The following is a 22,963-nucleotide window of genomic DNA, read 5'->3' on the forward strand; positions in this document are numbered from 1 at the left end:
TGATATACAATTATATAAGGTGATTTATTTTGTTAATTACCATGCAACGGTCTTGTTAAGTAGTAGATAATCAGTATTAAGCAAAATTCGGCATAGAATATGTAGTTAGAATGTAAGCTCAACAATTAAACCTAGAATAATGATGAAAAAGTATAGTTTATTAATTCTGTTTATTGCAGTTCTTTTTACTTCTTGTACAAAAGAGTTGTCCACAACAAATGAGGATCCCATTATAACATCGGAAACAACTCTTGAAGAGTTGAATATTCCTATTGATTTCGATTGGAAAACAACTAAGACATTAGAGGTTCAATTGCTTCTTCCTGAAAGTGCTGGTTTGGCTAGAACTAAAATTACTTCAGTAGATGGTAGTAAATTATATTTTAAAGGCTATCCATCTGATACTACTCAGAAAGCATTGAATACAAAGATTACTGTTCCAGCTTATTTGGAAGTTCTAAAGGTGAGCAATGGTATGACTGAATCATTTGTGGATATACAAGGAAATACATTGTACCATGACTTTAATAATATGGACAAGAGTGCAAATTCAAGCAATGATGTTTGTGGAGAATGTGATGGTCAAATTACACAGTTGACACTTCAATATTTGGGTTCTGAATCTAGTCCATTGATTAAAGTGACTCAAAAGAAAGGTGGAAATCATAATTTCGTGATATTTGAAGATAATGTAAGTGGGGATTTTGGTTTTGTTGGTGCTAATAATCATAATAAGATGGGTGCTAAAATTAAAATATATGTGAATGGTGAAGAAAATGTCGAAATTCATACGAGTTGCTCTATAACGATTCTAGCAGGAATGACCTTTGGTGATTTTTTAATCGTTGCCGGTGAGTCTGATAATGGTGGTCCTCTTTGTGAAGTTGAAGAAGAAGAGCAGGAATCATTTTCAGGTACGGTGATTTATGAAGATCTTTATCCAGCAAAAGGGGATTACGATTTTAATGATTTAGTAGTTGAGTATAATTACGAAATTCATAAAGGCGATAATAATTACGTTACTGATATTGAAGCAGTATTTACAGTGAAAGCTTTTGGAGCTTCTTTCCATAATGCGTTTGGGTTTCAGTTCCCAAGCATTGTCCCAAGTGATGTATTATCAGTTACTGGTTCTGTTTTCAAGCCAAGTACTATTTTTAATATGGCTTCTAATGGTATTGAAGCTGCTCAAACAAAAGCAACTTTTATTGTTTATGACGATGCTTTTGATATCATGAGTCATCCCGGTTCTGGAATTGGTGTAAATACTACTCCTGGTTCTGATTATGTTGAGCCTGTTAGTGTTACCATAAATATCACTTTTGTTGCTAATTCTGTTTCTTTTAATGATTTAGATATTGGAAACTTCAATCCTTTTATCGTGATGAAGCAAGATAGAGGATATGAAGTTCATTTAGCAGGTTATGAACCAACAGATTTATTTGATAGTAATTTATTTGGAGTATATGATGATGATAGTAATGCTGGTATCGCTAGATATTTCCTTACTGAAAACAATTTACCATGGGCTATTAATATTCCAGATGGCTTTGATTATATGAATGAAAAAGCTAGAATTAACACTGGTTATTTGATGTTTACCACTTGGGCTCAAAGTGGTGGTGTTAGTTATCCTGATTGGTTTGTGAATGAACCTGGCTATAGGAATGAAGCAAATATATATCAGATACCTTAGGACATAAAAAAAGGAGCACAAAAGCTCCTTTTTTTATGCATTTATTTTTTTAGAATTCGTTATCGATAACTCCAGCACCTAGGCATATAGATTCTGACTCATCGTATACCACGCCAAATTGACCTGGGGCAATCCCGGCAATCTTCTCATTGGCATCAATAATCATATGATTATGATCTATCCTCATCTTCCCTGAAAGGAATTCTGGGCTGTGACGGATTTTAAATTTCACATCTTTGGAAAAATTATAATTTTGATCTGGGCGTTCGTTGATGAATTTGAAATCACCAAGTTTAATTTCGCTGCCATACTGGGCAATGGGATCGTAACCATGCGATATATAGAGGATGTTACTCGCCATATCTTTCTTAACCACAAACCATGGGCCTTGACTTAATCCAAGACCTTTGCGTTGGCCAATGGTATGAAACCAAAGTCCTTTATGTTTTCCCCAGATTTTACCCGTTTCCAGCTCTACAATATCTCCAGGGTTTTCGCCTACATATTGCCTAATAAAATCGTTATAGTTGATTTTGCCTAAGAAACAAATTCCTTGGCTATCTGGGCGGCCAGCAGAGGGAAGGTGAATAGCATGGGCTATTTCTCTAACCTTAGGCTTAGGAATGTCTTGCAAGGGAAACATGGCTTTTTGCAATTGAGCCTTGGTGATACGGCCCAAGAAATAAGTTTGATCTTTATGCTTGTCAACAGCGGTATGAAGAAATTGCTCACCATCTCTAGTTTCAATACCGGCATAATGGCCAGTTGAGATTTTATCAAATTCATGTCCCATTTTATCATTAAAAGCACCAAACTTGATTAAAAGATTGCACATGATGTCAGGATTGGGTGTAAACCCTTCCTTCACGGTATCCAAGGTGTACTTTACCACGGTTTCGTAATACTCTTTTTGCAAGTCAATAATTTCCATATTGCAACCGTATTTTTTTGCGATATAGGAAGTAATTTCAATATCCTCCTCCTTGGGGCATACATAACCAGGTTCGTCTTCTAATCCTATCTTGATATAGAAAATAGTAGGATCGTAGCCCATTTCTTTCAATAAATGAACTGTAACGGAGCTATCCACTCCTCCAGAAACCAATGCTGCAATATTCATTCTTTTATTTTTTGCAAAAATACTAATTATCGAGATGAGGAATCTATGAGGATATCAAACCTCTCAAATTTTAACTATTGGGCATAAAAAAAGCCCGAAATATTTCGGGCTTTTGTGGCATCGACTGGAATTGAACCAGTGACACAAGGATTTTCAGTCCTCTGCTCTACCAACTGAGCTACGACGCCATCGTTGTTTTGCGAGTGCAAAGATATAATAAATTTGGATCTTGCAATAGTTTTTTCAAAATATTTTCAATTTTCTTTAGATTATTTTTTTTCTCAGAAAGAGAACTTCGGTTTTGAAGCGCATTAATAGCGTTAAAATAGACAAAAAAACACATATTTATTATGCTTGCATCATAAATCCTTTGTACCTTTGAGCGGGTAAAATACATAGACATCTTTTCGCCTTTTTCATGTTTCTACGGATTGGATATTTCAAAGAATACTATCACTTTTGCGAGCACAAAAAAGAAGTTCTTTGTATTTCATACAAATGCAAAAAAACACACATATTTAAACAAGTCTAATATCAACCAAATTGACAAACAATTTTAAGATGAAGAACAATCAATCAAAAATCATCTATACACATACAGATGAAGCACCGGCATTGGCAACTTATTCTTTATTGCCTATAGTGAATGCATTTACAAACCAAGCGGGAATTAATATGGAAACATGTGATATCTCTCTTGCAGGCAGGGTGTTGTCTCATTTTTCAGATTACTTAACTGAAGAGCAATGTCAGAATGACGATTTAGCTTTGCTAGGCGAATTGGTAAAACAGCCAGAAGCCAATATCATTAAGTTACCTAATATAAGTGCTTCCATTCCACAATTAAAGGCCGCCATTAATGAGCTTCAAGAAAAAGGCTACAAACTACCTAATTATCCAGAGGAAATAATAAATGACACAGATAAAGATGTGTTATCTCGATATGCTAAAGTTTTAGGCTCAGCCGTGAACCCAGTTTTGAGGCAAGGGAACTCCGACCGTAGAGTCGCTCCATCAGTAAAAGAATTTGCTCAAAAGCATCCTAAAAAATTAGGAATATGGTCTAAAGATTCAAAAGCAGAAGTAGCAACTATGAAAGGTGGTGATTTCTTTGGTAACGAACAATCAGTTACTATGGCTCAGGCTGATGATGTAAAAATTGAATTTATTGGTGAAGATGGTCATGTAACTGTGCTTAAAGATAAGCTAGCTTTGTTGCAAGGTGAGGTTATGGATTCTTCCTATATGAGTGTTAAAGCATTACGTAGCTATATAGAGGAGGAATTAGAGGATGCTAAGAAAAGAGATTTACTTTTCTCTGTTCATTTGAAAGCCACCATGATGAAGGTGTCAGATCCTATCATGTTCGGTCATTTTGTATCGGTTTATTTTAAAGATGTTTTTGCTAAATATGCCGAAATATTTGCGAAATTAGGGGTGAATGCCGATTTAGGATTAGGTGATCTTTATCAAAGACTCCAAAAACTCCCAGTTGCGCAAAAAGAAGAAATAGAAGCCGCTATTGCTGATACTTATAATCATAGAGCTAAGCTTGCTATGGTAGATTCTGATAAAGGAATTACCAATTTGCATGCCAGTAACGATGTCATTATTGATGCTTCCATGCCCAATGTGGTTCGTGATTCTGGAAAAATGTGGGGAGCAGATGGTCAGCTTCATGATACCAAAGCCATGATTCCAGATCGTTCTTATTCAAAATGGTACCAAGAATCCATAGATTTCTGTAGAGAAAATGGTGCTTTTGATCCTGCGACAATGGGAAATGTGTCCAATGTGGGATTAATGGCTCAAAAAGCAGAGGAATATGGTTCTCATGATAAAACTTTTAAAGCACAAGCAAATGGTGTTATTCGTGTAGTGAACTCTAAAGGCGAGTCTATTATGGAACACACAGTAGAATGTGGTGATATTTGGAGAGCTAGCCAAGCGAAGGATTTACCTATTAGAGATTGGGTAAAGCTTGGAGTAAATAGAGCAAAAGCTACAGGTAATCCAGCCATATTTTGGTTAGATAAAAACAGAGCCCACGATGCAGAATTGATTAAAAAGGTGAATCTTTATTTGAAAGATCATGATTTGAGTGGTTTGGAAATTAAAATCATGGCACCTGTAGAAGCTATGAAGTATACTTTAGCTCGTACTAAACAAGGATTAGATACTATTTCAGTAACGGGAAATATATTTAGAGACTATTTAACAGACCTTTTCCCTATCCTAGAATTAGGGACTTCTGCAAAAATGCTTTCTATCGTTCCATTATTAGCCAATGGCGGTTTGTTTGAAACTGGAGCTGGAGGATCTGCACCTAAACATGTTCAACAATTTCTAGAAGAAGGTCATTTACGTTGGGATTCATTGGGAGAGTTTTTAGCTCTTACCGTTTCTTTAGAAGATCTTGGTGTGAAAAGTGAAAACCCCAAGGCGCTTGTATTAGGAAAAGCTCTGGATCAGGCTGTGGCTAAAATTCTAGACCTTGATAAATCACCATCAAGAAAAGTAAATGAGATAGATAATAGAGGAAGCCATTTTTATTTAGCCATGTATTGGGCCGAAGCATTAGCTGCTCAAAATGAGGATGCCGAAATGAAGGCTAAGTTTGAGACTATAGCAAAGGAACTGAATGTAAAACAAGATCAGATAACAAAAGAATTGTTAGAAGTACAAGGAAAAGCAGTGGAGATTGGTGGATATTATCTGCCAAATCCTGAGCTTTGCGAAAAAGCAATGCGTCCAAGTGCTACATTGAATTCTATCATCGATAATATTTAAATGATCTGAGACCTTTGTAAAAGGGTAGTTTGCAAAGGTCTCATTTTACTCTGCTATTTTTTAGGCCCTATGAAATTAGGAAATAAAACACTATTTTTGAAGGTGTTTTAAATAAAGAAGGATACCTATAACAAAAACGAATTATATAAACATCTAAAAAACCTATAATAATGAGTGAATTAAAAAACATACTCTATCAGAAAATACAAGAGCACAGACCACGAGTTGCCAACTTATTGAATAATTATGGCGATGTAAAAGTGGCGGATGTTACTGTTTCTCAGATATTAGGTGGAATGAGGGGAATCAAAAGTTTGGTAACCGATATTTCTTACCTGGATCCTAATGAAGGAATTAGATATCGTGGATTTACATTGCCCGAAGTATTTGAAAAGCTACCTAAAGCTAAAGGTGCAAGTATGCCTTATGTTGAGGGACTATTCTTTTTATTACTTACTGGAGAAGTACCAACAGAAAGCCAAGTAGCTGATGTGATTAACGATTTCAGCAATCGTAGAATTCTTCCGAGGTATGTTTATGAGGTCATAGATGCTTATCCTTGCTGTTCTCATCCCATGGCTATATTCTCTTCGGCTATTATGACCATGCAGCGTGAGTCTTTCTTTAATAGAAAATATCATGCAGGCATGAATAAGCAGGATTACTGGGATTCTACTTATGAGGATGCTATGAATTTATTAGCTAAGCTTCCTGAGATTGCAGCTTATATTTATTCTAAGCAATACAAAGATGGAGTAAGAATTCAATCTAATCCGAATTTAGATTTTGGTGCTAATTTCGCTCATATGATGGGCATTGCTAAGCCTTATGATGATGTAGCCAGAATGTATTTTATTGTTCATGCTGACCATGAGAGTGGTAATGTTAGTGCACATACAGGCCATTTAGTGGCTAGTTCGTTATCGGATGTTTATTATGCTACTTCTGGAATGATTAATGGTTTAGCAGGTCCATTACATGGATTGGCAAACCAAGAGGTACTAAGGTGGTTACAAGATCTAAAAGAAAAAATGGGTGGTGAGCTACCAACTGAAGATGAAATGAAGCAGTTTGTTTGGGATACCCTAAACAGTGGTCAAGTCATACCAGGTTTTGGTCATGCGGTATTGCGTAAGACTGATCCAAGATATACGATTCAAAGAGAATTCTGTCAGAAAAATCTTTCAGATTATGAATTGTTCAAATATACTGATATGCTTTATAAAGTAGTTCCTCCAATCTTGCAAGAGCAAGGTAAAGCGAAGAACCCTTGGCCTAATGTTGATGCGCAATCGGGCATCATTCAATGGTATTATGGTATTACAGAATTCGATTTCTATACTGTGTTATTTGGAATTGGACGTGCATTTGGAGTACTTTCAAATGTAATTTGGGACAGAGCTTTAAGCTATCCTCTAGAAAGGCCAAAATCTATTACTACAGAAATGCTAGAAGACTTAGCTGGAGTGAATAAAGAGAAATAAATCAAAATATTTTGATATAGAAAGCCTCATCAATTTAAGATGAGGCTTTTTTTGGTTTATTTTTTACAGAAAAGCTTTCCAAACTACATCTTCTGGTAAGGCAAATTCAAACCTCATATTCTCCTTTTTTACCGGATGTATAAATTCCATATATCGAGCATGAAGATGAATGGATTGGTCTTGATTCCCTCTTTTAAAACCATACTTTACATCGCCTTTAATATGACATCCAATTTTAGCCAATTGTGCCCTGATTTGATGATGGCGACCTGTTTCTAGAGTAATTTCCAGCAAATGATATTTGTCAATAGACGAAAGGTATTTATAATGAAGAATGGCCTTTTTACCATTTTTATTGCTGGGTTTTGCAACGGCAGATTTATTCTTCTCTTGATTCTTGATGAGGTAATGCTCTAGGGTATCTTCTGTTAGAGGAGGTCGATGATCGACTACAGCCCAATAGGTTTTTTTTACTTCTCTGGTTTGAAACATTTTGCTGAGGCGACTACTGGCTTTGTCTGTTTTCCCAAACACCAAGCCTCCGCTAGTAGGGCGATCTAAGCGATGAACGAGTCCCAGGTATACATTTCCTGGTTTATCATATTTCTCCTTGAGGTAAGCCTTTAAAATCTCATTTAAAGGTTCGTCACCCGTTTTGTCGCCTTGGGCAATTTGTCCCGGTTTCTTATTGATGACGATGAGGTGATTGTCCTCAAAAACCACATCAATATTATATTTTTGTTCTAAGTGTCCCATTAGCAATAATTATTAGGGCATTTTGTGCCAAAGTAAAGGTAAAAGCGATAAATTAAATAAGCCAATAAAATTCCTAGAAGAGCTCCGCCAATAATATCTCCCGGAAAATGCACTCCCAAATAAATTCGGCTATAACTCACCATTGCTGCCCAAGTAAAAGCATAGCATCTGTAGTTTTTATAATGGGGAGCCAAGAAAAATGAAGTCATGGCGGCTAAGGCAAAGCTGTTGGAGGCATGAGAAGAAACAAAGCCATAAGCACCGCCAAAATATCCATTGAGAGTATGAATTTGTTCTTTCAATCCTTCGGTGTGTGTTGGGCGGAATCGCTCAAAGCCATATTTAAACCAAACAGAAACTTGATCACTAGCCGCAATTAATAAGGCTATACTTAGCAAGATTCCTACGCTCCTCCATTGGTATTTTTTAATGAGGAGGTAAAGAATAAAAATATATAAAGGAACCCAGATGAGCTTATCACTCAGCCACCACATGACAGGATCGAGCCAAGTGGCATGTAGTCCATTCAAAAATAGAAATAATGATTGATCTAAATTGACTAGAAATTCCATTTAATTATCTATCAGTTTTATGCTTGTTTAAAAATGCAAAAATAGTCTATTTCCTCATGATGTGCATTTTTAATTTTACCACTTAGACACTTAGACACTAAGGCACAGAGAAACACAAAAGAATCTTTATTTATCAATATAACCATTTACAAATCTTTTGTATCCATCTTTCAAAAGTGGGACATTGAAATTGATTAGTAGACCTAACCATTTGTCAGCGAGTTTTAAATAAGAAATAATTTGTGCTTTATGTATAGGTAATAGGATTTCTACTGCTTTTATTTCAATTATTATCTCATCATTAACTAGAATGTCTATCCTGAAATCTTTGGTTAATTTTTTTTCTTTATAAAATAGAGGCAGTAATATTTGTTGTTCTGCTTTTAAACCACGAGATCTTAATTCATCAATTAAGCAATATTCATAAACAGATTCTAATAATCCAGGTCCCATCTCTTTATGAACTGTTAGAGCAGCATCTAGTATTATTTTTTGAAATCCGATTATGTTCTTCTTCTGTCATTTTAAATATGAAACCTCTATGAGTCTTTGTTCAATTTTTATCTGTGGTGTATAAAACAAAGAGATTCAAATTTCACAATAGTTTTGTTAAATTCTTAGTGAACCTCCGTGTCTCCTTGCCTCCGTGGTGAAGAAACTATTTATGATAATCCTTCATCATCAATTTCCAAAGCTCATCTTTTAGCTTGTCCAGCCCAATTTGAGCAACGGCAGAAATATACATATGCGGAATATCTTTTAAATCCTCACTCAACATACTCTCCAACTCCTCATCTAGTAGATCTGATTTGGTAACGATTAAAAACCTTTCCTTGTCTAATAATTCTGGATTATACATCCTCAATTCATTGACTAAGATTTCGTATTCTTTTCTCACATCTTCAGTAGTTCCTGGAACCAAAAACAAGAGGATGGAGTTTCTTTCAATATGTCTTAAAAACCTAATTCCAAGGCCTTTACCATCATGAGCTCCTTCAATAATCCCTGGTATATCTGCCATCACAAAAGAGCGATGATCGCGATAAGGAACAATACCTAAGTTTGGTGTCATGGTTGTAAATGGATAGTCAGCAATTTTGGGCTTAGCTGCAGATATGGAAGAGAGGAGGGTGCTTTTTCCGGCATTCGGAAATCCAACTAGTCCTACATCGGCTAAAACCTTCAGCTCAAAAAGAACATCTCGTTCTTGAGCAGGCTCACCTGGCTGTGCGTATTCAGGAGTTTGATTGGTAGGTGTTTTGAAGTGGTCGTTTCCTAAACCACCTCTACCTCCAGGTAAAAGGACATGACTTTCTTGGTCTTCTACAACTTCGCAAATTACTTCGCCAGTTTCTGCATCTCGGCATACTGTTCCTAATGGGAGTTCAATAACGGAGTCTGCTCCATCTGCTCCAAAGCTGCGGTTGCCGCTCCCCGATTGACCATCCTCTGCGCGGATATGTCGGGTATATCGAAGGTGGAGTAGGGTCCAAAGGTTTCTGTTGCCTACAACAACAATATCGGCTCCTTTGCCTCCATCTCCACCATCGGGACCACCAAAAGCGATGTATTTTTCCCTACGGAAATGAACAGAACCAGCTCCACCTTTACCAGAACGGCAAAATATTTTTATATGATCTACAAAATTTTGATTCAAGAATTACCTCCTGGTTGTTAATGTATTATCTATTTTTTCTACCAAGCGTTCAAATATTTCTTCCTCTGAACCATGGCCATTTATAGTTGTAAATTTATTATGTTTCTTATAGTAATCACCAACAATTTGAGTTCTGGTAAAGAATTCATCTAGACGGTTGATTATGAGCTCCATATTTTCATCATAAGGACGTTTGTCATCAGTTTTGCCTCTATTGGAAAGTCTTTTAAAACACTCAAGTGTTGAGACCTCGATTCCAATGGCAACAGAAACTGATTGATTCAGTTTTAATAATAAGCCATCGAGGATATAGGCCTGAACAATAGTTCTAGGAAAACCTTTGAAAATAAATCCATTAGCTTCTGGGTGTCTTCTGATTTTACTTTCTATTAAAGAAATAGCAATTTCATCTGGTACAATTTCTCCTTTTTGCATGAAATGAGTTACCGATTTGCCTATTTCTGTTTTTTCTCTCATTTCTTTACGAAGTAATTGTCCTGTAGAAATATAAACTAGGTTGTATTTTTCGGCGATTTTTTCAGCTTGAGTTCCTTTTCCAGAACCCGGAGGACCATATAATACCACATTTATTAATTTCTTCTTCAAAGTAGTGGTGATAGTGTCTGTTAACTTGTTGAAAATGTGTTCAATGGTTCCTGTTCCATTAATGGGGTGGTATAAACCTTTTGCTTTATAAAAATCGGCAACAGGTTTAGTTTTATTTTCATATTCCTCCATTCGGAATTTGATCACATCTAAGGTATCATCTTTTCTGCCAGAGGTTTTGGCTCTTTCCATCATTCTTTCTATGAGTTCGTCCATGGGGACCTCTAAACTGAGCATGGCAGAAAGAGAAGTATTTAATCTTAATAATAATCCATCTAAGATATAGGCCTGAACTGTGGTTCTAGGGAAACCATCAAAAAGAATTCCATCAGAATTTTCATCTTTAGTAATTCTTTCTTCAATAATTTGCACAATGATCTCATCGGAAGCTAATCCCCCTTTCTCGATAATGTCTTTAGCTTTCATACCCAAAATACTCCCCGCGGCAATTTCTCGACGTAGAATATCACCAGTTGAAATATAAGTCAGGTTATACTTTTCTAAAAGTAGTTTAGATTGTGTTCCTTTACCAGCTCCTGGAGGGCCAAATAGTGCAATGTTTAACATAGATGAGGTTTTTTGTTTTAGTCAATGATTTTATAGATATCAGCGAGGTTTCTTCCAAGACCATCATAATCTAAGCCATAGCCAACGATGAAGTCATTAGGAATTTCCATACCGATATAATCTATAGGAAAATCTTTTTGGAAAGCATTTGGTTTGAAGAGTAGCGTGGCGATTTTTACATCGGCAGCTTCCATTTGTTTAAGCTTAGGAAGAGTGTCATGCATGGTAATTCCTGTGTCGATGATGTCTTCTACAACGATTACATTGCGACCGGCTAAAGATTTATCTAAGCCTATAACTTCTCTTACCACATGTGAACTTTTGGTACCTACATAGGATGACAGTTTTACAAAAGTGATTTCGCAGTCAATGTGAATTTTTTTCAATAAGTCAGATGCAAACATAAAAGCACCGTTTAAAACGATGATAAATAAAGGGTTTTTACCTTCGTAATCTACATTGATTTTATCAGCAACATTAGAAATTGACTGATCTATTTCATTCGCTGGGATAGAGATTTTAAACTCTTTATCATAAAGTTTTACTGTTTTAGCTTCCATGGGCTCTTGTTTTGAAAAGGTAAAAATAGGTAATATAATACCACATTGTTTAATAAAAAATAATCTACAAAATTAGTGAGAATAATGAGATGGTCAAAGGACCATTGAAAATTATAATTTAAAGTCCTAATCTTTATGAGTTTCACTTAACTTTTTCAACTCCCTTTGCTTTAAACTTTGCTTTCTGGCTGATTTCATCATGCTGTTTTCCACCAACATTTCTAGTGGTTTTATCGACATGGCAATAATGGCTTTAATGGCTAAACTGATGTAAATATTATCGGCATAAGAATCGATATAAGGTTCAATTAAGGCTTCAGAAAAAACAAAAAGTATCAAGGCAAAAACAAATACAATGGTTGTCGCTTTCCTTCCCACTCGGGCTTTTACCAAATCGTCAATGGTATTTTGAAGTTCTACATTTTTATCGTTGAGTTGGTCGTTTAGTGTGGCTAGTTTATCGTTGGTTTGGTCTAGTTTTTTTTGTAGTCGGTCGCTAATACGAGTGATCAGAGTGATTTGATCAAGCAACTCAGCATAATTCTCTGTGATAGATTCATATCCCTCACGAAGTTTATCGATGGATTGAGCGTCTTCGGTTTCCAGAAATTCAGTAGCCTCTGTTATATATGCCTTCTCCTTCTGAAAGATATTTTCCTTGCGTTGTCTTTTGGCCATTCCTCTTTTAATCTTCTTCTATCTCGTGATATTCAAACTTCAATCCAGTAACATCCTCGTAGTCTTCTCCAGTTTCCATCATTTCCTCATCATCTGCATCGTAACACCAGTCTACTTGGACTTCTCCCTCAGCTTTTATAACGTCTTTCAGCTTTTTGAGTACCTCCAAAATATATTTTGAAGAAGAGGTGTTGAAATATTCTAGATATACTTTTAATACAGTCTTCTCTTTTGGGTTTTTGGCATATTCCATTAACCATTCTAGCAAGGGATTGTAAAACTCAAAAGAGTTTTCAGGAATACTTCTGCCTCTAAGTTCTAATTTCCCATTTTCCGCATTAAAGTCTACAAATGGACTTTGCTTGGTTCCTTCAATTTTTAAATGTTTCATTATTTTTTCACTTTTACAATTAAAGTATATTTCTTTAAACTCTCATTTACTTTTGATATCTCATAAGATAGATATTCTCCCGATCTCTTTTTCATGTCTATAAAGCCTAATCCTGCTCCTCCTTTGTCTGAAAATTCCTCATTATTCAAAACTTGTCGATAATAGGATCTGATCTCCTGATTGTTCATATTATTTACTTTGTCAATCTTATGCTTGAGCTTTTCTTCATCTTTACTGATAATGAGATTTTGGGTCTTTAGATAATAATAGTCCTCATCCATTTCAAAAGCCAAAAATACGGCTCTTATTACTTCTTCTTCTATCCCTTCCGTGATTAAATCACGAGTGTAGTGGTAGAGGTTTTGAAACATCTCCACCGCAATATTAAAAATTTTCTTTCTCTTGGTGTCAGGCACATCGAGATTGATGCATTTAAAATCTAAATCATCTAATAATTCACTAATGATGGGGCCGTTGATTTCCCCATGATAACGGAGGATCGTAGTTAAGCTTATTGTGTTCATAATTTCAATTCTGGAAGCACAACAAATATGCTGAATTTTAGGGAGAAAAGCAAATGATGGATGGAGTTTCAGTTATTTAGCATTTTTAGTAAGGATGGCAAATAATCTTTCATTTATACAGTACCTTCCTATACCTAGCTTTTTTTAACTTATACGATTCATTATGGTAAGAAAATCAAATTATTTATCATTATCCAGTTCAAATGGATAAATCACTTTCCAATCTTTTTTCATATCAATCACCGTCCAGCCTTTTTCGGCAGCTTCATCTAAGCCTTTGTCTAAACGACCAATATGGGAATCTCTATCATAAGCCCATTCTCTTTCGGCATCGGTATGGTGCAGATATAGCATAAATTTTTTGCCTTTTCCCGAATCGGTATATTGCATCATTTGTAAATCGCCATCTGAGTTACCCGAAGCAAAAACTGGAATTCTACCAATATGACGGTTGATAGCGATAGGTTTTCCTTTTTTGTCGTCGTTGAAATTGAGCTCTGGTAAGCGAATGATTTGTGGGCCATTTTCTCCAATCACAAAATCGGTTTCTATGGTACTTCCAACAATCTGATCTTTTGGGATATTGTAAACTTGGTCGGCAAAAGCTCTCATAAAGTCAATTCCACCACCACTTACAATAAACAGTTTGAAATCGTGGTCTCTTAAATAATCCAATACTTCTAACATGGGTTGATAAACCATTTCTTTATAGAGTTTTCCTGTTTTTGGATGTTTGGCTGTATTTATCCACTCTGTTACATCTGCTTGAAAATCTTCTGCACTATTATTGGCATGTGAAGTCATTACTATTTTAATCAGGCCTTCTTCACCAGAATGAAGAACAGCTTCAATATCATTATTGATGGCTGCTTGGAATACCTCATCGTCTTTCCACTCAGGATGCTCTGGAGCCATTTTCTGAATCATATCCAAGGCAAATCGTAATTGGAAATAATAAGGTTGTTCGGCCCATAGGTTTCCATCGTTATCGAAGGTGGCGATTCGGTCTTCTATTTCAATGAAATTGGGGCTGCTTTCGTTGGTAACATCTTCTACAAATCTGATGATGTTTTGTTTTGAAGTTACCTCGTTCCACGAGGGTAAAGGGTTTGATATTTCTTTTTTATTCGTTGTTTTATTCTCACTTTCTGTATTAGATGTACAAGCAATAAACAGGGTAAGCAAAAATAAGACACTTAATATTTTAGCTACAGATTTACTCATCAGTTATATTTTTAATAGTCTATTTCATTAAAAAATAAAAGGCAGACCCTTAAGTCTACCTTTTTGTAAATTATTTTTTATTCTAATTACTTTTCATAATCATTTCTTCAATTTGTTTCTCCACTTTTGAAAGACTCCAGTCACCAGCTGTTTGGCTTGGAGGATAATCTTTAAAAGTTTTTAAGAAATTAAAAGCGTAGCCTTGAATGGCTATTAAGATATAGGCTCTATCAATATACCAATCATAATAGGTATTGGAACCCACTAAAGCTTTTTCGAATGGGTCTCTACGAAGATTGAATAGATAAGGAGCTCTTAATTCCACAAAAGGTTCTAACCAAATTTGTAATTGATCTGCTCTATTAACCTGGAACATAGCTTTCCAATCGCCGTATCTCAAGGCTGCAATTTGCCCTGCATCATTCACATAAATAAATCCTTCTCTAGGAGACTCATTAACATCACCTGTTAAGTAATCCAATTGGTTTACCCCATCAATATGGTTTTTATAGGATCTGCCACCTAAGGTGACTCCTTTTTTAGCTTTGGCAACAATGTCTGTTTCGCCAGCAATTGCAGCAAATGTAGGCAGCCAATCTTCATGAGAAACTATTCCATTTAAAGTTTTTCCAGCAGGAAAATGACCTGGCCACCTTACAAAAGCAGGTACTCGGTAAGCACCTTCCCATGAGCTATTTTTTTCGCCATGAAATGGTGTCGTTGCGGCATCTGGCCATGTATTAAAATGAGGTCCATTATCGGTAGAGTACATAACAACTGTATTGTCTGAAATGCCTAATTCATCCAATAAATCGAGCAATTCTCCAACATGCATATCGTGTTCCACCATGCCATCACCATATTCATCTTGACCGGATATACCACGAAGTTCTTCTTTAACGTGAGTTCTAAAATGCATACGAGTCCCATTCCACCATACAAAAAATGGCTCGCCAGATTTTACAGCATCAGTAATAAATCTTTTTGTTTCCTTAATGGATTCATCATCAATGGTTTCCATTCTTTTTTTGGTAAGTGGTCCAGTGTCTTCAATGCGTTGTCCTCCTTTTCCATCTGCCCAAGAGTGAATAACACCTCTTGGTCCGTATTTCTCTTTAAATGTAGAACCGTCTTTTAAAACCATATCCGCTGGATAATCCATGTTTTCTGGCTCTTCTTCTGCATTCAGGTGGTAAAGATTTCCAAAAAACTCATCAAATCCATGGTTAGTTGGTAAATGTTCATCCAAGTCTCCTTCATGATTTTTACCAAACTGACCTGTAACATAGCCTTGACTTTTTAAAACAGTTGCCATAGTAAGGTCGGTCGCTTGCCAACCCTCTTTAGCGCCTGGCATGCCTACTTTTGTCATACCCGATCGAACAGGTACGCTGCCACCTATAAAGGCGGCTCTACCTGCAGTACAGCTTTGTTGGGCATAATAATCAGTAAATGCAATACCTTCTTGTGCTACTCGATCAATATTAGGGGTCATATAACCCATCATGCCCCTATTATTGTGGCTGATGTTGGAAATTCCAATATCATCACCCCAAATCACCAGGATATTGGGTTTTTTGTCCTGTGCTTCTGCATGGTTTACAAAAGCAAAGCCCATCACTACTGTGAATAGTATTAAGGCCTTAGTCATGTTTTTAAATTTCATAAGGTGCTAATTTAAATGTATAAATTCGTTTAGGTTTAATTATAAATAATCAATTCGGTTTTTTTGTGGATGTGTTTTGCGTTTATTCTACTCAAAAAAAGAGCTCTCTAAAGATAGTTTAATTTTCTGAATAGTAAAAGTATACAAAAAAATATTGTCTTGAACTGTCATGAGGTAAAATGCTATTCAATTAATAAAATATTAACAGTGATAAGTATTCTATTACTTACTTATCTTTGCAAATCAATTAATCACTATGGAAAAACACATACTCTCGAAGTCAACTTTTATTAAAGGCTATCACTGCCCAAAGTCATTATATTTATACAAAAAGCGTCCCTTTTTAAGAGATAAGCTGACTGCTGAGCAAAGAGCAAAATTTAAAAGAGGTCATCATGTGGGTGATTTAGCACAAGAGATTTTCCCGGGTGGAATAGATGTGAGTCCAAAGAGTCCATCCCAATATCAGAAGTCGGTATTGAGAACGTCTGAGTTGATTGAGCAAGGACAAGAAATCATCTATGAAGCTACTTTTCAGCATGAGCAAGTTTTGGTGATGTTAGATTTGTTGGTGAAAACTGAAAAAGGCTGGATGGCCTATGAGGTGAAATCCTCAAAACACCTTTCGGAAACTTATTATACTGATGCCGCTCTTCAGTATTGGGTGATTCAAAATTCAGGATTATATATTGAGCAATTCTTTTTGGTTTATGTGGATGAGAATTACCGATTAGAAGGAGATATAGATTTGAAGAAATACTTCCTTTTTGAGGATGTGACAGATAATGTTTTGGGTCGACAAGAGTTTATAGGCGAAAAAGTGGTGGCGAATAAAGCCGTTCTTTTGGAGAAACACAGTCCGAAAGTGGAGGTGGGTAATCAGTGCTTCTCTCCCTACAAATGTGATTTTGTAGGTCATTGTTGGAAGAAAATTGCCGATAAGCCTTATGTGGCTGAAAATATTTCCTTTGCAGGAATTCTCGGAGAAGAAAAAGCGGATAGAATCCCCATCTCGTGTATTTATAATGAACAAGCTGTTACCCTTTGCCAAAATGAAAAAGCATACTCTCCTCAGTTTTTAGGTTTCCAAATTGGAGAAAATGAAGCGGTGGTTTCTGGAAAAACTTGTGAGGATAAAAAGGCATTTATCCTTTCCTATTTTGAGCAAATCAATTTAGAGGAGTCTTATGTTGTTTTTGAGGAGTCGAAATTGAGACTTTGGATTGAAGAAGTAAAGATTTTGGTTCCAGAGATAAAGGAAAAAGCAGAAGCTTTGGTAAACAAGTCCATTGGTATATTAGACTTGATGGAGGAGAAGGAAGTATTTCCTACTGAAAAACGTTCTTTTTATACTCCAGCTTGGTTTTCGAAGAATCATTCAGATGGGACTTTGAGTAAATCAGTTATTTATTCTGATATTCTAGCCAATGAATTATATGGTAAAATGAAAGCTGATTTATGGGGAGCTGACAGTCCAGACTTAGAAAGCCTGAAATTATATCTGACTCAACTAAACCACCTTTCTTTAGAATTATACCAAATGCTATAGTCTGAAGAGAATTTTACTTTTAGGGTAAACTCATTATTCTCTAGAAAGATAAAGCATTGTAGGTCAGGTATTATATTCATAAATGGCTTTCGCGGAAAGTTCTGCTGACTATAGCCTCAGTATGTTTTCCGTGCAAATTCAATAGTAATGGAATGTGTATTTTATCACACGGATTGCAAATCCGCGTTAGCATGTCTTAAATAATTGTACAAATTAAAGTATGATTTTGTACTAATTATCCTTCTTAGTTTCTTTGCCCTCTTGTTTAATGTTCTATTTTTGTGAGCTAAAATCTAGAAAATGGCCAAGAAAAGAAACATACCGCATACTTATGTCATCGTATTTTTTATCATCATAGCCAGTGCCATCTTGACTTGGATTATCCCAGGTGGTGAGTTTGATCGTATGGATAAGCTCATGCCTGATGGAAGTACCAAATCGGTAATCGTTGATGGCTCTTTTCATCATGTGGCCGACCAACCTCAGACATGGCAGGTTTTTTCTGCTTTCTTTCAAGGTTTTGTCAACCAAGCGGATATTATCATTTTTATCCTCCTCATTGGTGGTGCTTTTTGGATTATGAATGCCAGTAAAGCTATTGATGTGGGGATTTTGGCTTTTTTGCAATTCACAAAAAAATTAGAACGGATTCAGTTTCTCAAGAAACTAGGAGTGAATAATATTGTGATGGTACTCATTATGTTGATGTTTAGTTCCTTTGGGGCTATCTTCGGCATGAGTGAAGAAACCATTGCTTTTATTATTGTGATGATACCATTAGCCATCAGTATGGGCTATGATTCCATTACCGGAATGTCTATGGTTTATGTGGCTGCTCATCTCGGTTTTGCTGGTGCTGTTTTAAATCCATTCACTATTGGGATTGCGCAAGGCTTGAGCGATATTCCTCTTTTTTCAGGTATTGAGTATCGTTTGTTTTGTTGGTTTGTAATCAACCTAGTCGGATTTACCATTATCCTGCGTTGGGCCAATAAAGTAAAAAAAGAACCCAAGATATCTCCCATGTATGCTGCTGACGAAGTATGGAGAAAGCAACATGAATCACAAGAAGTAAACTTTGAATATCATACTCCAAAGGCGGCTTGGTATTCTTATTTTATGGTTTTGATTTCATTAATAGGTTTTTCTTATTTCTATCCAGAAACCACCATGAGGATTGGTAATAGTGAGTTCTCAGGTTTTGTATTGCCCATTACTACCGCTTTATTCGCAATAATGGGTTTCTTTTCTCTTCGTAAATCCATTCACTTTTTCATACTCACCTTACTCTTATTTACCATTGTTTTCCTCATTGTAGGTGTGATGGGTTATGGTTGGTATGTAAAAGAAATTGGAACCCTTTTCTTTACCATGGGTTTGGCTTCAGGTATTGCCATGGGCAGTTCTCCAAACGAAATCACCAAGCTATTTTTAGATGGCGTTAAAGATATTTTGTCAGCGGGATTGATAGTAGGACTAGCTGGAGGAATCATAGTGATATTACAAGATGGTAAGATTATAGATACCATTATGTATGGATTATCTCAGTCGATGAACGAGATGGGGAAAGTGGCCTCGGTAGGGATTATGTATGTGATTCAAACAGGACTAAATATCATCATTCCTTCGGGTTCTGCAAAAGCAGCTTTAACCATGCCTATTATGGCGCCATTCAGCGATTTGATAGGTGTTTCGCGCCAAGCCACGGTGATGGCCTTCCAGTTTGGAGATGGTTTTACCAATATGATTACCCCAACTTCAGGCGTTTTAATTGGATGTTTAGGAGTAGCAAAAATTCCCTACGATGTATGGTTTAAGTGGTTCTGGAAAATTGCTTTGGCTTTTGTCATCCTTGGATTCTTACTATTGATTCCTACTGTATTGTTTGAGATGAATGGATTTTAAAGTTGGCTGTTTGTTATTGGTGTTTGACCTTAGCTGTTTTTATAACACTTTACTCTTTCTCTTAAATACTCAAACCAAACAAAAACTGGTATTGAATACTCTGTGGGTTCTTCGTATAACCATCAACATATACCGTCCTTAATCCTATTTGGAAAGGAAATTTACTTCTTAAGAAATGTACATCAGCAGTAAGATCTACTCCTGTACTCCAGAAATCATTTTTTCCAGCGTAGCCATGATTGCTCGGTATATCTGGTTGTTGGGTGTAATCGTAGAATAATCCCATCACTATTCTTTTGGTATAAATTAAGGAACTTAAATTCCAATCGGGGTAAAGTAGTGGGACCTGATAATCGGCTCTAATGGTGAGGAGGTCTTCATAGAAGATAGATGTGTATCCTCTAGCAGGGCTGGCCATATCTGAGTAGAAACTGGAGTTTTCGGACTTGTCTTGATAAGTTCCCATGAGTCTAAATCCATCGTGGCGGAAAAATCCAGGTAAATAAATGGCTGCATTGGCAGCTAACATCTCTCCTGCATCATTATTAAAAGGAGTTTCATTATAAGCCAATAATAAACTCAATCCCAAGTCAGGGAAAAGATTTTGAGATGGCGATTTTTTGGTAGTGGTATATTGTATCGTATAATTGGTTGATTTGATATTTCTAAAATTGAAATTTAATTCTGCTCCTTCATCTATTTGCTTATAATTAAAGCCCACTTGAGGTTGTATGCGATGTGACCATGTGCCACTAGTATATAGAAGCGGCAAATAAACAGCGGTATTCATATTGGTTTCGTTCCAATAATAGGATGTGGTATCTTGTGTTTGTTGGTCAATGATATTGGTATATCTTCGGCCATAATCTATACCCAAACTAAGAACTGGATACAAACCTGAATAGTTAATATTAGCGGAATATTTAGGAGCTTGTGTATTGAAATCATAATTGATTCCCGCACTTGCTGATAAGGTAGAAAGCTTATTTTGAGTAAGGATGTTAATACCTGGACTTTGGCTGTAATTATCCGCTTCTACACCCAAAGGGCTCCAGCTATGAATATTGAAGATATGAGCTAGTTTACTGTATTTCTTCACCTCATATTTATGGTCTGGAATATGTTTTGGATTAAGAAGAGTATCAACTTGTTCACTTAAAATGTCAGCTAATTTATAGGAGTGATTTTTTACTTCTGATATTGGAATCCAGTCTTTTCTATCCCATTTTTGAGTAACCAGTTGTTTTCCCATGGCGGTATGATTGGCAAAAGCAATATTTTTACCATCTGGGCTGATGCTGTAATCGCTGGCACCAAAGACCGTATTGGTGGTTTGGAAAAGCGATTTAGTTTGAAGATCTAAAGCATAAACATTCATGATACCATTATATGCGGCTTCAAAAAGAATATATTTCTTCCAAAAGCTAGGATATTGAATATGGGTGTGTTGGTAGGGCAATACTCGTCTTACTCGTGGCTCGTCAACAGAGAATATGGCAAGCCCTTTTCCATTTGAGTTGAGCACCTCTGCCACTATCTGATCCTCCTCCGGTGACCATGATGGATGGGCGATGAAATCATTATCAGGGCTTTTGATTCTATGGATGATCTCTCCATTTTTAGAATCTAAAACCACTAAAAATCTATTGCTAAACTCGTCTACTTCTACTACGGCCACTTTGGATCCTGATGGAGAAATCACAGGTGAGAAATAACGGGTTTTCTTTAATAGCGTCCTTTTATTGCCTGTTTTAGTATTGTAGAGCATTATTTTGGTAAAAGAGCGATAGCCCCAGCGAGGATCGTATTGATATTCTGACCAACATATCTCATCACCACCCTTACTAATCATTTCGCTAAAGTAATAGCCGGGAGTAAAAAGTTTTTCTTCTTTTCCAGAAGTTGAAATGCTTACAAATTTTCCAATATCATGATAGTCTTTCTTTAAAGAAAATATCTTTTTATCATTCAAATAAAAGTTATTGGTATAGTTGATATAGCTTTGATGTTGTGTGAGTGTATTCACATTATCTGCATTGGTTTGATTCAGCTGGCTTTGCCATCTTGCAGCTAAATCATCTATCATTTCTTGATAGAATTCCTTTTTACCCAATCCAGAATTGGTATGGATTCCGGTTCCAAAAGGAACAATAGCTAAAGGGTATTTTCCTATGTTCGACATGGGTTTATTCCAGAAATCTTTACCAAAATGGGCACGTCCTTGTCCCACCAAAAAATAGCCCAGGTGATAGCGATCGGTGGTGAAATCTTCATAGGACCCTAAGCTGGCTTTTTCTAAAGAATAAACTCCTTTTTCCAATACTTGAGAACGTAATTCTGCTTCAAAATTGGGGTCGCGGCCTCTTCCTGTTTTACTCAATGCGGTTTCAGAAACGGTGGCATCACCTTCTATAAACCAATAGGGAACGTATAATCCGAAGATTCCAACGGTAACCTGTTCTCCAAAAATATTATAGAGGAATTTGGTAAAACCTTGATTCATGGCTGAAATTTGAAGCACATGAGTATATTCATGAATGGCCAATTGCTCAAACCAAGGTTGACCATAAGTAGACTGAGGAGTCACCGTGTAAATCTCCATTCTGCTAGGAGCCCATGCTACTTCTGCATTGCTGTTTACTGTTTGATTATGGAGTATGATTGAGATTTTCTTGGTTTCGATATGACGAGTTTTCAAGGTTAAAATCCTTCCATATTCCATGGTGTTGATTACGTATTGAGCTACAGAATCATATCCTCTTGGATAAATGACTTGAAAGTTTTCGCTATTCACTTGATTCCATCTTAAGGAGGCTGGATCTTGTCCTGAGGAATAATATTGACCAAAAGTAAATGGAACAATAGTTAGAACGAGTAATAAGAGGAGGAGTCTTTTCATTTGTCTTTCTATATCAAGTTTCAAAACTAAGGTTTTTTGATGATATATTAGGCTTTGTGAAAATAGTGTTCAGGACAAAAGTATCTCAATGATTAAGTATTGTATATAATAAACTCAATCACAAAGGTAAATATGGTATGCTCAAAGGTAGCAAAAGTAAGAAGCTTCCCCAGTCTTTGCGTAAAATTCTGAATTTCTATATAATCCACTGAAAAAACAGATGGGATTTCCTATCTTTGATGCAATACTTTAAACAGAAATATGAATCGAGCATGAAACCCCTTCCTTTATTCATTTAAAAGAGAATTTCTTGCGAGCT

The 22,963-nt window shown here is 36.1% G+C and carries 18 protein-coding genes and 1 tRNA gene; 5 read left to right on the forward strand and 14 right to left on the reverse strand.

Annotation, left to right across the window (positions count from 1 at the left end; all coding sequences use genetic code 11):
• Nucleotides 1–139: 139 nt before the first annotated feature.
• The gene (locus HNS38_RS15485; RefSeq protein ID WP_172276682.1) at nucleotides 140–1,696 is read left to right on the forward strand and encodes an LruC domain-containing protein; all 1,557 of its coding nucleotides are present in this window, start codon (nucleotides 140–142) and stop codon (nucleotides 1,694–1,696) included.
• Between the two features lie 49 nt (nucleotides 1,697–1,745).
• Here HNS38_RS15485 and mnmA read toward each other — a convergent pair whose 3' ends face one another.
• A complete protein-coding gene (mnmA, locus tag HNS38_RS15490) occupies nucleotides 1,746–2,816 on the reverse strand; it encodes a tRNA 2-thiouridine(34) synthase MnmA (protein ID WP_172276680.1) in 1,071 nt (356 codons plus the stop codon).
• 115 nt (nucleotides 2,817–2,931) lie between these two features.
• Nucleotides 2,932–3,004, reverse strand: a tRNA-Phe gene (locus HNS38_RS15495).
• A gap of 373 nt (nucleotides 3,005–3,377) precedes the next feature.
• On the opposite strand from HNS38_RS15495, the gene HNS38_RS15500 reads away from it, so the two are divergent.
• Entirely contained in the window at nucleotides 3,378–5,606 is a 2,229-nt protein-coding gene (locus HNS38_RS15500; protein WP_172346679.1) for an NADP-dependent isocitrate dehydrogenase, read from the forward strand.
• Nucleotides 5,607–5,776: 170 nt separating this feature from the next.
• Nucleotides 5,777–7,090: a citrate (Si)-synthase gene (locus tag HNS38_RS15505; protein WP_172276676.1), complete on the forward strand. Its 1,314-nt coding sequence runs from the start codon at nucleotides 5,777–5,779 to the stop codon at nucleotides 7,088–7,090.
• 63 nt (nucleotides 7,091–7,153) lie between these two features.
• Here HNS38_RS15505 and HNS38_RS15510 read toward each other — a convergent pair whose 3' ends face one another.
• The 11 genes from HNS38_RS15510 to HNS38_RS15560 all read right to left on the reverse strand — a co-directional run bounded on the left by HNS38_RS15510 (nucleotide 7,154) and on the right by HNS38_RS15560 (nucleotide 16,291).
• The gene (locus tag HNS38_RS15510; protein WP_371742899.1) at nucleotides 7,154–7,819 is read right to left on the reverse strand and encodes an RluA family pseudouridine synthase; all 666 of its coding nucleotides are present in this window, start codon (nucleotides 7,817–7,819) and stop codon (nucleotides 7,154–7,156) included.
• Between the two features lie 26 nt (nucleotides 7,820–7,845).
• Nucleotides 7,846–8,418 carry a phosphatase PAP2 family protein gene (locus HNS38_RS15515; protein ID WP_172276672.1) on the reverse strand — a complete coding sequence of 191 codons (573 nt, stop codon included), beginning with the start codon at nucleotides 8,416–8,418 and terminating at the stop codon, nucleotides 7,846–7,848.
• A gap of 126 nt (nucleotides 8,419–8,544) precedes the next feature.
• Nucleotides 8,545–8,871, reverse strand: coding sequence for a GxxExxY protein (locus HNS38_RS15520; protein WP_172276670.1), 327 nt, complete (start codon nucleotides 8,869–8,871; stop codon nucleotides 8,545–8,547).
• A 205-nt stretch (nucleotides 8,872–9,076) separates the two neighbouring features.
• Entirely contained in the window at nucleotides 9,077–10,075 is a 999-nt protein-coding gene (obgE, locus tag HNS38_RS15525) for a GTPase ObgE (protein ID WP_172276668.1), read from the reverse strand.
• A gap of 3 nt (nucleotides 10,076–10,078) precedes the next feature.
• The gene (locus tag HNS38_RS15530; protein ID WP_172276666.1) at nucleotides 10,079–11,248 is read right to left on the reverse strand and encodes an adenylate kinase; all 1,170 of its coding nucleotides are present in this window, start codon (nucleotides 11,246–11,248) and stop codon (nucleotides 10,079–10,081) included.
• Between the two features lie 17 nt (nucleotides 11,249–11,265).
• Nucleotides 11,266–11,808: a hypoxanthine phosphoribosyltransferase gene (gene hpt, locus HNS38_RS15535; RefSeq protein WP_172276664.1), complete on the reverse strand. Its 543-nt coding sequence runs from the start codon at nucleotides 11,806–11,808 to the stop codon at nucleotides 11,266–11,268.
• 126 nt (nucleotides 11,809–11,934) lie between these two features.
• Nucleotides 11,935–12,486, reverse strand: a complete 552-nt coding sequence (locus HNS38_RS15540; protein WP_172276661.1) for a hypothetical protein — start codon at nucleotides 12,484–12,486, stop codon at nucleotides 11,935–11,937.
• A 7-nt stretch (nucleotides 12,487–12,493) separates the two neighbouring features.
• Nucleotides 12,494–12,877: a DUF1987 domain-containing protein gene (locus HNS38_RS15545; RefSeq protein ID WP_172276658.1), complete on the reverse strand. Its 384-nt coding sequence runs from the start codon at nucleotides 12,875–12,877 to the stop codon at nucleotides 12,494–12,496.
• Nucleotides 12,877–13,401 carry a SiaB family protein kinase gene (locus HNS38_RS15550; RefSeq protein WP_172276655.1) on the reverse strand — a complete coding sequence of 175 codons (525 nt, stop codon included), beginning with the start codon at nucleotides 13,399–13,401 and terminating at the stop codon, nucleotides 12,877–12,879. The genes HNS38_RS15545 and HNS38_RS15550 overlap by 1 nt, the downstream gene beginning before the upstream one ends.
• Nucleotides 13,402–13,581: 180 nt before the next feature.
• Nucleotides 13,582–14,625, reverse strand: a complete 1,044-nt coding sequence (locus tag HNS38_RS15555) for an HAD family phosphatase (RefSeq protein WP_172276652.1) — start codon at nucleotides 14,623–14,625, stop codon at nucleotides 13,582–13,584.
• A gap of 82 nt (nucleotides 14,626–14,707) precedes the next feature.
• Nucleotides 14,708–16,291 (reverse strand): arylsulfatase, encoded by a 1,584-nt coding sequence (locus HNS38_RS15560; RefSeq protein ID WP_172276649.1) that lies wholly within the window; start codon nucleotides 16,289–16,291, stop codon nucleotides 14,708–14,710.
• Between the two features lie 256 nt (nucleotides 16,292–16,547).
• Between HNS38_RS15560 and HNS38_RS15565 the strand changes: the two genes are divergently transcribed.
• Nucleotides 16,548–17,840, forward strand: coding sequence for a hypothetical protein (locus HNS38_RS15565; protein WP_172346680.1), 1,293 nt, complete (start codon nucleotides 16,548–16,550; stop codon nucleotides 17,838–17,840).
• Between the two features lie 300 nt (nucleotides 17,841–18,140).
• Nucleotides 18,141–19,745 (forward strand): YfcC family protein, encoded by a 1,605-nt coding sequence (locus HNS38_RS15570; RefSeq protein ID WP_172346681.1) that lies wholly within the window; start codon nucleotides 18,141–18,143, stop codon nucleotides 19,743–19,745.
• A 61-nt stretch (nucleotides 19,746–19,806) separates the two neighbouring features.
• On the opposite strand, the gene HNS38_RS15575 is transcribed toward HNS38_RS15570, so the two are convergent.
• On the reverse strand, nucleotides 19,807–22,668 hold the full coding sequence (locus HNS38_RS15575; protein ID WP_172346682.1) for a hypothetical protein: 2,862 nt from the start codon (nucleotides 22,666–22,668) through the stop codon (nucleotides 19,807–19,809).
• Nucleotides 22,669–22,963: the final 295 nt, after the last annotated feature.

This window comes from Lentimicrobium sp. L6, assembly GCF_013166655.1.
GTDB lineage: Bacteria > Bacteroidota > Bacteroidia > Bacteroidales > UBA12170 > UBA12170.

What these genes read in the sequence shown, in the direction of transcription:
- HNS38_RS15545 (WP_172276658.1), bottom strand. Translation starts at nt 12,877, where the DNA reads ATGAAACATTTAAAAATTGAAGGAACCAAGCAAAGTCCATTTGTAGAC.
- HNS38_RS15550 (WP_172276655.1), bottom strand. Translation starts at nt 13,401, where the DNA reads ATGAACACAATAAGCTTAACTACGATCCTCCGTTATCATGGGGAAATC.
- HNS38_RS15555 (WP_172276652.1), bottom strand. Translation starts at nt 14,625, where the DNA reads ATGAGTAAATCTGTAGCTAAAATATTAAGTGTCTTATTTTTGCTTACC.
- HNS38_RS15570 (WP_172346681.1), top strand. Translation starts at nt 18,141, where the DNA reads ATGGCCAAGAAAAGAAACATACCGCATACTTATGTCATCGTATTTTTT.
- mnmA (WP_172276680.1), bottom strand. Translation starts at nt 2,816, where the DNA reads ATGAATATTGCAGCATTGGTTTCTGGAGGAGTGGATAGCTCCGTTACA.
- HNS38_RS15560 (WP_172276649.1), bottom strand. Translation starts at nt 16,291, where the DNA reads ATGAAATTTAAAAACATGACTAAGGCCTTAATACTATTCACAGTAGTG.
- HNS38_RS15500 (WP_172346679.1), top strand. Translation starts at nt 3,378, where the DNA reads ATGAAGAACAATCAATCAAAAATCATCTATACACATACAGATGAAGCA.
- HNS38_RS15530 (WP_172276666.1), bottom strand. Translation starts at nt 11,248, where the DNA reads ATGTTAAACATTGCACTATTTGGCCCTCCAGGAGCTGGTAAAGGAACA.
- hpt (WP_172276664.1), bottom strand. Translation starts at nt 11,808, where the DNA reads ATGGAAGCTAAAACAGTAAAACTTTATGATAAAGAGTTTAAAATCTCT.
- HNS38_RS15520 (WP_172276670.1), bottom strand. Translation starts at nt 8,871, where the DNA reads ATGGGACCTGGATTATTAGAATCTGTTTATGAATATTGCTTAATTGAT.
- HNS38_RS15515 (WP_172276672.1), bottom strand. Translation starts at nt 8,418, where the DNA reads ATGGAATTTCTAGTCAATTTAGATCAATCATTATTTCTATTTTTGAAT.
- HNS38_RS15540 (WP_172276661.1), bottom strand. Translation starts at nt 12,486, where the DNA reads ATGGCCAAAAGACAACGCAAGGAAAATATCTTTCAGAAGGAGAAGGCA.
- HNS38_RS15565 (WP_172346680.1), top strand. Translation starts at nt 16,548, where the DNA reads ATGGAAAAACACATACTCTCGAAGTCAACTTTTATTAAAGGCTATCAC.
- HNS38_RS15505 (WP_172276676.1), top strand. Translation starts at nt 5,777, where the DNA reads ATGAGTGAATTAAAAAACATACTCTATCAGAAAATACAAGAGCACAGA.
- HNS38_RS15485 (WP_172276682.1), top strand. Translation starts at nt 140, where the DNA reads ATGATGAAAAAGTATAGTTTATTAATTCTGTTTATTGCAGTTCTTTTT.